Here is a 12,065-nt window from a genome sequence, read left to right as displayed (position 1 = left end):
GGCAGACGGCGACGCATTTCAGCGTGTATTTCTGCCGCAATATTTGGGATAGACTCGGCCGGATTGGCGGGCAGTAGGCCAGCTCTCCGTCTGGCCAGCTCTCCGTCTGAATTCACGTGTTCTGCTTTTAGGATCCGGAATGCGGTGGGGCTAGAAGCCGGCCTTTTAGTTAACTTGATTGATTTTCATTGCCCGTAGAAACGTATGTGCCCAATACCGCCAGAAACCAGTTTGCCCGAGTCCGAACCTGAACGTGCGCCACGCTGGCGGCGCGAGTACAATCGCTACGCCATAGGCCTCGTGGTCCTCCTCCATCTGGCGCTGGGAACGTCCGTGATGCTGTGGAACTCACGGCTGCCCTCGCCAAAACCGGAGCGGAGCACGGTCGACGTCGTGGTCTTCGAGGCGAAAGCGCCGGAAAAAAAGAATCCCGAAGTTCAGCCCGAGCCAAGCAAATTCGAGCCTCCCCCGGTAGCGATCCCTCCCATGCCGGATCTGGCTCCCGTCAAGGTAACCGAAACCACGGTGCCCGCGCCGCACGCAGTCGATGCCGCCCCGCCGCCGCCGCCGGCTGTCGCCGTGCCCCCGCCCCCGCCGCCGCCCCCGCCCATGGCCAAAGCGGCGGCCAGCACGCCCCCCAAGCTGTTCGAAGAATGCGCCGATTCCTCGGATCGGCATATGATCGCCGACGTATACCGCCTCAGTGCCGGCAGCCAATCGGTGTCCGAAATGCGCCGGCGCAAGCCGATCAAGCGCGTTTGCCTGGCCCAGCTCGATATCACGCCGCGCTCCTTCCTCGAAGGCTTTCCCGGCCTGGGCTCGACGGTCGAATGGTTCGGTTTGGATATTCGCTTCACCGTCGATATCAAGGAGACCGCCACGTGGGAAGTGATGATGTTGGCCGACGATGGCGCCGTTCTCAGCATCGACGATGAAAACGTGATCGACAACGACGGCATCCACGCCCCAACACCCGTGGCGACCAGGATAAAGCTGGAGAAGGGCTTGCGCAATTTCCGCGTGCGCTACTTCCAGGGTCCAGGCCCGGATCTCGCATTGATGCTTGCGTGGAAAAAACCCGGCGCGGCCGATTACAGCTACGTGCCGCGTAGCCTGATAGGGCGGCCGCCGGCAGCCATGCTGGCGCAGCTCCAGCCCAAGGATTGAGCTACGATCGTAAGGAGAGTTACATGAACACCGCATACAAACGCATCGTCGTCGTTGGCGGCGGCACAGCCGGCTGGATGGCGGCCACGGCACTGGCGACGGCGCTGCCGGGCAGCACGGTCGAACTGGTCGAATCGGAAGAGATCGGCATCGTCGGCGTGGGCGAGGCCACGTTCCCAATGCTGCGCGATTTTCACAAGTTGAACGGCATAGCCGAGGCCGAATTCCTGCGCGCAACCAATGGCACGTTCAAGCTCGGCATCGAGTTTCGCGACTGGCGCGCCAAGGGCCACCGCTTCTTCCATACCTTTGGTAATTTCGACGACCTGGCCGGCCCCGCCTGTCTGTGGGGCCAATACCGCCGGGTAGACGACGCCGCGCTGGGCGCGCTGGGCGAACAATGCCTGCCCAGCGTGATGGCCAGCCAGGGCCGCTTCGTAACGCCGCCCAGGGAACAGCCCAATTTGTATAGTTACGCCTACCATTTCGACGCCTCCCTGTACGCAGGCTTCCTGCGCGGCATCGCGCTCGGCAGGGGTGCGCGGCGCACCGAAGGCCGCATCGTCGAAGTCAGGCGCCGCGCCGACGGCGGCGTCGGCCAGCTCAAGCTCGACGATGGCCGCGTGGTGGCTGGCGACCTGTTTATCGACTGCTCCGGCTTTGTTTCCCTGCTGCTGGGCCGCGCCCTGGAAGAGCCTTTCGTCGATTTCAGCCGCTGGCTGCCGGTCGACCGGGCCTGGGCCGTGCCCAGCGAGCCTAGCGGACCCGGACTCACGCCGCACACAGTCGCCACCGCGCTCGAAGCGGGCTGGGCCTGGCGGATTCCGCTCAGCAACCGCGTCGGCAACGGCCACGTGTTCTCCTCCCGCTACATCGACGAGGATCGCGCGCGTGCACAATTGCTGCAGCAGCTGGACGGCCCGGCGCTGGCCGAACCGCGCCTGCTGCGCTTCACGACCGGCCACCGCGAGCGCTTCTGGGTCCACAACGTGGTCGGGCTCGGCTTGTCGTCGGGCTTTTTGGAGCCGCTCGAATCGACCAGCATCCTCCTGATCCAGCGCGGCCTGGAAAAAATGATCGAACTGCTGCGGCCAGGTGCGCCGCCCGCCGCAGCAGCCGTGGCGAACTACAACAGGGGCATGACCAGGGTGTTCGAGCGCATCCGCGACTTCATCATCCTGCACTATTGCCTCACCGAGCGCCGCGACAGCGCGCTGTGGCGCGACATGGCCAGCATGGAACTGCCAGAGACGCTGGACTTCAAACTCCACGCCTGGCGCCAGACCGGCTCGCTGAACATGTACGGCGAAGAAGGTTTCGAGGCCACCAGCTGGCTGGCGATCCACGCAGGCATGGGGAACTGGCCCGTGCGCGCCGACCCCGCGCTAGCCGAGGTGCCGCTCGCGGAAGCGTTGCAAGCCCTGCACCAGCGGCGCGACCATTACGCCGCCGTCGTGGCGGCCATGCCCACCCACGACGCTTTCCTGCGCCACATGCTGGGGCGATGAGCCGGCAAGCGCCTGACGGCGAATCAAACCACCTTCGCGGTGGTTTGATTCGCGTACCGTCAGTATGGATCAGCGACCAGCATGACCTTCGCCAGCCGCGCCAGCCATTCGCTCCGCTGCCGCGGCGGCAGCGCGATGCCCTTTGCCAGAGCATCCAATTCTTATTGACATGCGCACCTTATATTCAAAAGCACTGATTCGGCTGGTCCTGCTTCTCGGTGTGAGCATACTGATCGGGTATCTGTGCGTCAGCCGCAGCTATCACCGCGTCCCCTTGTTTGGGCAAGAAACCTTTCACTGGAAGCTATTCACGGCCCATGGCAACGACACGACCACCAAGCTGAGCGCGAAAGTCGATGCCGCGCGTCTGATCATGGAATTCGTCCTGTTAGACACCAATCCCCAGCCCACTGTATCGGCCGCCCTGTTCTTCACAGACCGCACTGGCAAACCGGCACTGCTCGACTGGTCAAGATTCGGCAAGATCAGTTTCGAGGCGCGCTGCTTCCCCGCCGCTACCATCCGGGTCAACCTGAGCACCTTCGACGACAAGCTGACCAAACCAGGTGACTTGCTGACCTACCGCGCGCCATCGGCATACATCAACTGCAACCAGGACGGGGCCCGGTCCGAACTCGATCTGGCGCATTTGACCATTCCGCAATGGTGGGTCGACGTGAACAAAATCACCCCATCCGACCTGGGTTACGCGCTGGACAAGGTCGCGCAGTTCGAAGTCGGCACCAGCAATGGCAGCCGCGCCGGCACCCCGTCGCGCATCGAAATCGCGAACATCGAAATGCACGAGCGGAAGTACGACTACCTGTATTTTCTTGCCGCGTTTCTGGTACTGGCCTGGGCTGGTTTCGGGTTCTGGTTCGTCAAGCAGTACGCGGTGGCCTTGGCCAAGGACCTGCAGGCGCGGATGCAGAACGACCTGCCGCTGGTGGCGTACCAGCGGCTGGCGCTGGAGCCGCACCGGGAAAGGGAAAAGTCCGCCCTTTTGAGATTGCTGGCGACGCGTTATGCGGATTCGGAGCTGGATCTGGAAACCGTGGTGTCGGAAACCGGCGTCAACCGCACCAAGGTCAACGACATATTAAAGGCGGAAATGGGGTACACCTTTATCGCTTACCTGAACAAGCTCAGATTGGCGGAAGCATCACGCCTATTGGTGGAGGACACCAGCTCCAGTATCGCGGAAATCGCCCATTCGGTCGGCTACAAAAATCCCTCGTATTTCAATAAGCTCTTCAAGGAAGAATACGAATGCACGCCCAAGGCATTCCGCGAAGTATTCGAAAAGGTGGCGCGGGAGCCGGCGCCGTAGAACCCATATTTCGCTGAGCGCGGCCGCGTTCGCGGGGTGCCAGCCCCCACCGGCGCCCAAGCGCAAACCGCGTCATCGCGTCAGGGCGCTTCGCTGGCTCGGTCCGGCGCGGGCATTCCCAGCGCCGCCATTCCAGATGAGCGCAATCCCATATGCTCACCGCGCCATCCAATGAAAAGCGTGCAGCCGATCGGTCTGCGTGCTGCCTCGGCAATCAAATACGAGTATGGCGCCTCATTGCGCATCGCCGGCACGGCACAGGCGAGCGGCAAAAGCGACGCGGGTGGGGAGGCACCGCCATAGCGCGAATATCGAAGATGTTACAAGGTGCAAATATTGCCATTGATACTGTACTTCCTTGCATGCGACGCGCGGCGATGGTGGCGCGACCGCTCGCGCACAGGGTGGTGACCGGATCGAACAGCGACCGGGAAATCGACCAATAGCAAAATCTGCACAAGTACCCAAACTTGCCGTGCAAAAATTTTCACCGAAGCCGTCATGGCTGTCGGCAGCGCATTTTCGCGTGTATTTTTGCCGAAGTATCTGGGATAAACTCCGCCGAATTGCTGGACAGGCGGGGCCCGCCCCCCTTCCCGCAAGCAAAAAGCAACCGGTCGATGGACAGCCTGCCCGTCCTGGACGCCCTAGTGCAGCGAGCAATGCCGGATGCGCGAAAAGAAGCTCGAATCACAACAGAAAGTGGAGAATGAAATGACGTCAATGAAGTTGAAGAAGATCTTCGCCGCCCTGGCCCTGGCCACGGTGGCCACGAGCGCCAGTGCCACCGTCCTGACTTTCGACAGCCTGACCGCGATGGTCTACGGCGACGGCGCATCGCTGCTCGCCAACATGGGCTACGACGGCCAGAACCTGACTTATGTCGAGGCGGGCTTTCAGCTGACCTTGCATGCGCCCAACTCGGCCCCAGGCGCCGCCCATATCAGCGACGGCACGTATTGGGAGCAAACCTACAACTGGCATGACGGAATCGAAAACGGCCTGGATACCTTCGTGACTTTGACCCGGGTCGGCGGCGGCCTGTTCAATCTGCTCGGCTTCGATTACTACACGAACCTGAGCAGCGTATCGGCGGATGGCGCCGCGGCCGGTTTCATCCAGGACGAGGGCAGCTGGAACACGGCGTTGAACGGCATCAGCGAGCTGCGTCTTGGCTCGGGCGCCTTCAACGAAATCGACAACATCAGCGTGGAAAATGCGTCCGCTGCCGTTCCGCTGCCCGGTACCCTGCCATTGCTGTTGGCCGGCCTGGCCGTCTGTGCCTTGGCGCGTCGTCGCCGGCAATAATCGATTCAACATTGGCGGGAGATAAAAATATGAAAAACATTCACATCATCGGGATTGCCAGTATCGTGGCAATCCTGCTGTCCGGCTGCGGTGGTGGCAGCGTCGGCTCATCGGCGACAGCGTCCGCCGTCTCTGGCTCCAAGTCCGGCGGCCCCAGGGTGGAAGCGCAAGCCAGATGGGCCAACGTGAAGTTCGGCGGCGGCGGCTATGTGCCCGGCCTGATCTTCCATCCGACCAGCCCGGACGTGCTGTATGCGCGCACCGACATGGGCGGCGCCTACCGCTGGAACGCCGCCACCTCGGCCTGGGTGCCGATCACGGACGGCTTCGGCGCCGCCGACACCTTCTACCACGGCTCCGAGACCATGGCGCTCGATCCAAACGACGACAAGCGCGTCTACATGAGCACCGGCATGTACCTGTCAGATAAAGCCGACGCGCGCCTCTACATTTCCACCGACCGCGGCGACAACTGGACCTACGTCAACCTGCCGTTCTCGGCGGCCAGCAACGCCCAGGGCCGTGCCGTCGGCGAGCGCCTGATGGTCGACCCCAACGATCCTGCCATCCTGTTCTACGCAACGCGCACGACCGGCCTGTGGAAAAGCGCCGACCGCGGCCAGACCTGGCAGCAGCTGACCTCGCTGGCATCGCACAAGATGACCAATGAGGAGATCGACACCGCCCAATGGCGTGGCGTGGTCGGCATGGAGCAGGTAATCTTCGACACCTCGACCAAGGGAACCGGCAGCGCCACGCAGACCATCTACACGGCCGTTGCGCCGGACTATGCCGCAGTGGCGGGGCTGAGCTACAGCATGTACAAGACTACCGACGGCGGTGCCACCTGGACCGGCATCGCCACCCCCGTGACGGGCTACTACATCCCCCACATGGTGCGAGCCAAGGACGGCATGATGTACGTCGCCTTCACCAAGACCACCGGCCCCGGCGCCGAGGGTCCTGCAAGGCTGTACAAATTCGACGGCAGCAACTGGACCCTGCTGAAGCAGTATGACCCCACGTGGGTCAACTACGGCATGGGCGGCCTGTCGGTGTCCGGCACCGGCGCGACCACCCGGATCGCGCTCGGCGTGACCAATTCCTGGGGCAACTGGGAAGGCCAGCATATTGTGCAAATGTCGGATGATGCCGGCGCCACCTGGCGCGAGATTTCCACCCAGACCCCGCACTTCGGCGATCAGGACATGTGGGGGGGCTGGCCCGACGACGTCGAGATCGACCCGAACAATCCTGAACGCATCCTGCATGTGAATGGCGGGGGCGTGTGGGAGACCAGGAACGCGTCGGCGGCCAAGCCGACCTGGAACTTCATTATTGCCGGCATCGAGGAAACCGCGACCCTGGCCCTGATGGCGCCACCGCCGGGCGCAAACTACCAACTGCTCAACAGTTCGGGCGATATCGGCATGGTCGTCCATACCGAACTCTACAAGACACCGACACGCGGTCCGAAGGGTTGGTTCAGCAACAGCAACAGCTCCGACATGGCCTGGTCCAATCCGGCTTACATCGCGACGATCGGCACCACCACCTGGAACCACCCCAACGTGGCTGGCGCCTACTCCACCGATTCAGGCCTGACCTGGAATGCCTTCCCTGCCAACCACCCCGACGGCATGGCCCACCAGGGCGGTGACTCGACGCTGGCGGTCACCAAGCCGGGCCACATCGTCTGGGCGCCGTCCGATTCCGTGCCGGCCTATACCACCAACAGTGGGGCGAACTGGGCCTACACCAATCTGCCGGCCGTGGAACCGGGCACAAGCTACCGCCTGGCGGCCGACCGCAAGAATCCGAACCGGGTCTATGCGTACCAGGCGGGCGGCGGCTGGTGGCGCCCGGCGCCGAAGTTCTACTATTCGGTCGACGGCGGCCAGACCTTTACCGAGAGCAGCCAGTTCTCCACCTTGGGCCCGCGTGCCGAGTTTGTCTCCAACACCTCGCTGGCCGTCAATGCCAACGCCGAAGGCGACGTGTGGGTGGCCGACTCGCAGAGCATCTTCCACTCGCTCGACGGCGGCGCGACCTGGACCAAGCTGGGCGTGACAGAGTCGATCTGGGGTGATCACCCGACCTGGTCATGGCCGGTTGTGTATGGCGCCACCTCCATCGCCCTGGGCAAGGCCCCGGCAGGCGCCAGCTACTCGGCCTCGGTGTACGTGGCCGGCGTGATCAACGGCGTATGGGGCGTGCACCGTTCCGATGATGGCGGCACCACCTGGCGCCGCTTCAACGACGACAAGCACCAGTTCGGCGGTATCGGCGTCCTGGCGGCCGATCAGACGGTGCCCGGCCGCCTGTTTATGGCCGGCAGCGGCCGCGGCATCTTGTTCAGCTACTGACACAGGTGCCCGTCCTGTGGCCCACCCGGCAGGGGGGGGCTCGCAGGACCCGGTACGCATCGCGAAAGCTCCCGGCGCCGACGGTGGGCTCCATGGAAGACAGGAACCCGCCGGCATCCCGATGCCGTCCGAAGGCTGCGTGCTCGCCAACTGACGTGCCTTGGCCGAAAGGATGCACGCGCCCGTTTGCCCATGCTGCGTCTGGCGCCACACAACATCACCTTCAACGAAAGCGAGTTTCATATGAAATTGTCTGCTTCTTCCATTGCAAGCCGCACCATGCTCGCCGCGGCGCTGCTGGCGGCATCGGCGATCACCGTCTTGCCGGCCCAGGCCCAGGCCACCGGGCCCACCTACTCCTGGAAAAATGTGAAAGTCGGCGGCGGCGGCTTTGTCCCCGGCATGATCGCCCATCCGCTCCAGCGCGGCCTGTTTTACGCCAAAACCGATGTCCTCGGCGCCTACCGCTACAATGCGGCCACCAGCGCCTGGATTCCCCTGAACGACTGGACCCCGCCCGAAAAGGCTTACCTTTACGGCATCGATACGATCGCCATCGATCCGAGTAATGAGCAAAAATTCTACATGATCGCCGGCGGCACCTTTAACGACCCCAACGCAATGTTCCTGAGCTCGCAAGACCAGGGCCGCACCTTCAAGCAGATGCCGCTGCCCTTCTCGACCGGCGCCAATTCAGAAGCCCGCCACATGGGCGAACGTTTGCAAGTCGATCCGAACCTCGGCAATGTCCTGTACTACGGCACCGCCAATTCCCCCGTCAATGCGTCCAACAACGGCCTGTGGAAGAGCACCAACGGCGGCGACACCTGGAACAAGGTGCCCAGCTTCCCGGCCCTGTCGAACGATGGCAGCGGCGGCGGCGTCGCCTTCGTCGTTTTCCACAAGGGTTCCAACTGGAACCAGCCGGCCGGTTCGCCCACCTCCATCATCTACGCGGCCGTCAACACCAAGGCCGCCGCGGAGAGCGGCGCCACCCTGTTCAAGAGCAGCGACGCCGGCGCGACCTGGAACCGGGTCTGGGGCGCCCCCAATGGGATGGTGCCCCAACGCGGGCTGATCGGCCCGGATGGCTACCTCTACCTCACCTTCAACAAATTCGATCCCCAATTAAGCGCCCAACACATGCGCGACGGTCAGGTCTGGAAGGTCAACATCCTGAGCGGCGGCGACGAGTGGACCAATATCACCCCGCTCGGCAATAGCCCCAAGTCCTACGCCTTCGTCGGCCTGTCGGTCGATCCTAACCGTCCGCAGACGGTGGTGGTCAATACGTCAGGCTGGTATGACGTCGGCGTGCCCATCGAAACCATGTACCGCAGCACCGACGGCGGCGCCACCTGGACCGACATCCGGGCCAATGCGACCCTGGACCTGAGCGCCGCGCCCTGGTCCGCCCGCTCCGATGGACACCTCACCTTCGGCAACTCGGGCGGATCGCTGCTCGACCCCTTCGACCCGGATCACGCCTTCCTCACCTCTGGTGGCGCCATTTGGGAGACCAGGAACCTGACCCAGCCCCAAACCAACTGGGCCTACGGCCAAGATGGCGTCGAGGAAGCGGTCGCGCTCTCCCTGATCTCGCCCACCCCGAACGAATGGAATGCCTATCCGTTGATTTCCGGCCAGGGCGACTTCTGCGGCCTTACCCACACCAATGTCAACACCGCGCCGGCCACGAAGTTCACCAACCAGACCTGCAAGAACACCGAGTCGCTTGACTATGCAAAGAAAAATTCGAAGATCGTGGTGCGGGTCGGCACCGATGACTGGACCGATACGAAGCACTTCGGCGCGATATCGTGGAACGGCGGCTATAGCTGGAACCCCTTCGGCAACAACGGCCCCAGCGCCAACGGTGAAGGCGGCCGGGTAGCGATCTCGGGCGACGGCACCACGATCCTCTGGTCCGCCAAGGACGCGCCAACCGTCATCTCCAGCAACGCTGGCGCCAGCTGGACCGAGGTCCCCGTGCCGCAAGAGGCCATGATCGTCGCCGACGGCGACGATGTGGACACGTTCTATGCCTTTGATATGCCTAAGGGCGCCTTCTATGCGAGCTACGACAAGGGCGCTACCTGGACTTTGCTGAACAAAGTCAATGGCGGCCCCGGCCTTGAGAACGGCTTGCCGGCATGGGGCGATGCAATTTCGGTACCGCTCGGCAAGAAGGGCGAGATCTGGGCATCGATGGCTAACGGCCTGTATCGCAACACCAACAGGGGCCAGGGCGCCTGGACCAAGATGCCGGCTGTGGAGAGCGCCAAGGGGCTCGGCTTCGGCATGGCCGCGCCTGGCGCCAGCTATCCCGCGATGTACCTCGACGGCAGCATTAACGGGGTAATCGGCGTCTACCGCTCCACCGACACCGGCGCGACCTGGGTGCGCATCGACAGTCCCCAGGGCCAGTATGGCCATGCCAACAATGACCGGTCCAAGATCACGGGCGATCCCAAGACCTTCGGCACGGTCTATATCAACAAGCGCGGCATCATGGTCGGCACCTCAAGCAATTAGTCAAGCAGCTGCTCCCCGCTCGCACGCGAAAGCCAGCCAGTCAATGGATGGCTTTCGCGTGAATGGCATGTCCGAAAATAATGGAGAAGACATGAGTGCAGTGAAGAGCAGCGTACTGGCGCGCTTGCAATGCTGGCGTTCGCGCGGCCCAGGCATAGCGGACTTGCGTCGTGCATCAACAAGTATAGTGGAAGAGACAAGGATATGACATCACGATGTCTCCAGCATGGACTCAGCGCCCCAGCACGCCGCGCAGGTAGGCCTCGTGTTTGGGCATGGCCGCCACGGCGGTGGCGATGCACTCGCGGCGCCACTGCAATCCTTGCAGCGCCACCGCACGCCCGAGGTCGCCCAGTGTAGGGTCGGCGCGCTCGGGCCAGTGCCCCATGCCGGCATGGATCGCCAGCCAGCTGGTCGCGTCGAAGCCCTCCAGGTCGTACTGGTGCAGCGCGCCCGCCTGGCGCCATGCGTGGAGCTTGAAGGCCAGGGTGTCGGGCAGCTCCATGGTCGCCATCGCGCGCCACAGCGCGCTGTCGCGGCGCGCGCTCAGGCAATAGTGCAGGATGATGAAATCGCGCACGCGCGCGAACTGGAGCCCCACTTCGCCGTTGTAGTCTGCCTTCACCTGCTCGGTGAACGGCGCGCCCGACAGCAGCAAATCGATCATCCGCCCCATTGCTCTCTGGACCAGGAAGATGCTGGTCGACTCGAGCGGCTCCAGGAAGCCCCCCGCCAAGCCCAGGGCGACCACGTTGTGCACCCAGGCGCGCGCGCGATGGCCGGTCTGGAAGCGCAGCAGGCGCGGTTCGGCCAACGGCGGGCCGTCTAGTCGTTGCAGCAGCTGCGCGCGCGCGCGATCCTCGTCGATGTAGCGGCTGGCGAACACGTGGCCGTTGCCGGTGCGGTTTTGCAGCGGAATCCGCCACATCCAGCCCGCCTCCAGCGCGGTGGCGCGCGTGTAGGGCGCCAGTTCGGTCCCCATCCGTTCGGTCGGACAGGCCCAGGCCCGGTCCACCGGCAGCCAGTGGCTGAAGTCGACAAACGGCTCGCCCAGGGTGCGCCCCAGCAGCAGCGACGCGAAGCCGGAGCAGTCGATGTACAGGTCGCCGGCCACCACGCGCCCATCGGCCAGGGTGAGCCGGTCGACGCCGCCGTCGGCGCGCCGCGCCACGTCGACGATGCGCCCCTCGGTGCGGCGCACGCCGCGCCCCTCCCCCAGCTTGCGCAGGAAGGCGGCGTACAGCGCGGCGTCGAAGTGGTAGGCGTAATCGTAGCGGTCGGCTTCTCCCGGCAGCGCGAAGCGGCCCTGGCTGGCCATCACGCTCGACAGGCATTGCTCGCCCAGCGACCCAAGGCCGGCCTCGCCCAGCCGGTGGTACTGGCCCCACACCGCGCGGGAGCCGCTCAGGTCGCCGAAATCGCCGAAAGTATGGAAATAGCTTTCGCCGACCGCTCGCCAGTCGCAAAACTGGATGCCCAGCTTGTAGCTGCCGTTGGTGGCGCGCAGGAACTCGGCCTCGTCAATGCCGAGCAGGCGGTGGAAGTTGCGGATCGAAGGAAAAGTCGCCTCCCCCACGCCGACTATGCCGATCTCCTCCGACTCGACCAGCTCGATGGTGGTGCCGCTTTTGAGCGCGGGCGCGAGCGCGGTGGCCAGCGCGGTGGCAGTCATCCAGCCGGCCGCGCCGCCGCCGACAATGACGATTCTTCGAATAGCTTGGTCAGACATAGGCAACCCAACTTAAAAAAAGAGGCGGCCGGAGCCGCCTCTGAAAACTGCCGCCAAAGCGGCAGGGGACGAAGGGAGGTCCGTTGCGCCTGCATTGCGATGGACCTGATGTCAGGACTGCG

The 12,065-nt window shown here is 63.8% G+C and carries 7 protein-coding genes; 6 read left to right on the top strand and 1 reads right to left on the bottom strand.

What is annotated here, in order from left to right; genetic code table 11:
- Window positions 1-231: 231 nt before the first annotated feature.
- The 6 genes from ACSQ8Y_RS09055 (at window position 232) to ACSQ8Y_RS09030 (ending at window position 10,214) form a co-directional block, all read left to right on the top strand.
- The gene (locus ACSQ8Y_RS09055) at window positions 232-1,167 is read left to right on the top strand and encodes a PA14 domain-containing protein (protein ID WP_436266117.1); all 936 of its coding nucleotides are present in this window, start codon (window positions 232-234) and stop codon (window positions 1,165-1,167) included.
- Between the two features lie 23 nt (window positions 1,168-1,190).
- Window positions 1,191-2,675 carry a tryptophan halogenase family protein gene (locus ACSQ8Y_RS09050; RefSeq protein WP_436266116.1) on the top strand — a complete coding sequence of 495 codons (1,485 nt, stop codon included), beginning with the start codon at window positions 1,191-1,193 and terminating at the stop codon, window positions 2,673-2,675.
- 220 nt (window positions 2,676-2,895) lie between these two features.
- Window positions 2,896-4,005 carry a helix-turn-helix domain-containing protein gene (locus ACSQ8Y_RS09045; RefSeq protein ID WP_436266115.1) on the top strand — a complete coding sequence of 370 codons (1,110 nt, stop codon included), beginning with the start codon at window positions 2,896-2,898 and terminating at the stop codon, window positions 4,003-4,005.
- A gap of 669 nt (window positions 4,006-4,674) precedes the next feature.
- Window positions 4,675-5,313 carry a PEP-CTERM sorting domain-containing protein gene (locus ACSQ8Y_RS09040; RefSeq protein WP_436266114.1) on the top strand — a complete coding sequence of 213 codons (639 nt, stop codon included), beginning with the start codon at window positions 4,675-4,677 and terminating at the stop codon, window positions 5,311-5,313.
- A gap of 29 nt (window positions 5,314-5,342) precedes the next feature.
- A complete protein-coding gene (locus tag ACSQ8Y_RS09035) occupies window positions 5,343-7,679 on the top strand; it encodes a WD40/YVTN/BNR-like repeat-containing protein (RefSeq protein ID WP_436266113.1) in 2,337 nt (778 codons plus the stop codon).
- Between the two features lie 243 nt (window positions 7,680-7,922).
- Window positions 7,923-10,214, top strand: coding sequence for a hypothetical protein (locus ACSQ8Y_RS09030; RefSeq protein ID WP_436266111.1), 2,292 nt, complete (start codon window positions 7,923-7,925; stop codon window positions 10,212-10,214).
- 232 nt (window positions 10,215-10,446) lie between these two features.
- Here the strand turns inward: ACSQ8Y_RS09030 and ACSQ8Y_RS09025 are convergent, their stop codons facing one another.
- Entirely contained in the window at window positions 10,447-11,943 is a 1,497-nt protein-coding gene (locus ACSQ8Y_RS09025; RefSeq protein ID WP_436266110.1) for a tryptophan halogenase family protein, read from the bottom strand.
- Window positions 11,944-12,065 lie beyond the last annotated feature (122 nt).

The sequence above is a fragment of the Pseudoduganella sp. LjRoot289 genome (assembly GCF_964252925.1).
In the GTDB taxonomy this organism is placed as follows: Bacteria; Pseudomonadota; Gammaproteobacteria; order Burkholderiales; family Burkholderiaceae_D; genus Rugamonas.
The sequence above is the reverse complement of the archived record's forward strand: the minus strand, read 5'-3'. Positions and strand labels throughout refer to the sequence as shown.

Bases quoted from the DNA above. Each gene is read 5' to 3' on its own strand.
- ACSQ8Y_RS09050 (WP_436266116.1), top strand. From the start codon at position 1,191: ATGAACACCGCATACAAACGCATCGTCGTCGTTGGCGGCGGCACAGCC.
- ACSQ8Y_RS09040 (WP_436266114.1), top strand. From the start codon at position 4,675: ATGCGCGAAAAGAAGCTCGAATCACAACAGAAAGTGGAGAATGAAATG.
- ACSQ8Y_RS09035 (WP_436266113.1), top strand. From the start codon at position 5,343: ATGAAAAACATTCACATCATCGGGATTGCCAGTATCGTGGCAATCCTG.
- ACSQ8Y_RS09030 (WP_436266111.1), top strand. From the start codon at position 7,923: ATGAAATTGTCTGCTTCTTCCATTGCAAGCCGCACCATGCTCGCCGCG.
- ACSQ8Y_RS09025 (WP_436266110.1), bottom strand. From the start codon at position 11,943: ATGTCTGACCAAGCTATTCGAAGAATCGTCATTGTCGGCGGCGGCGCG.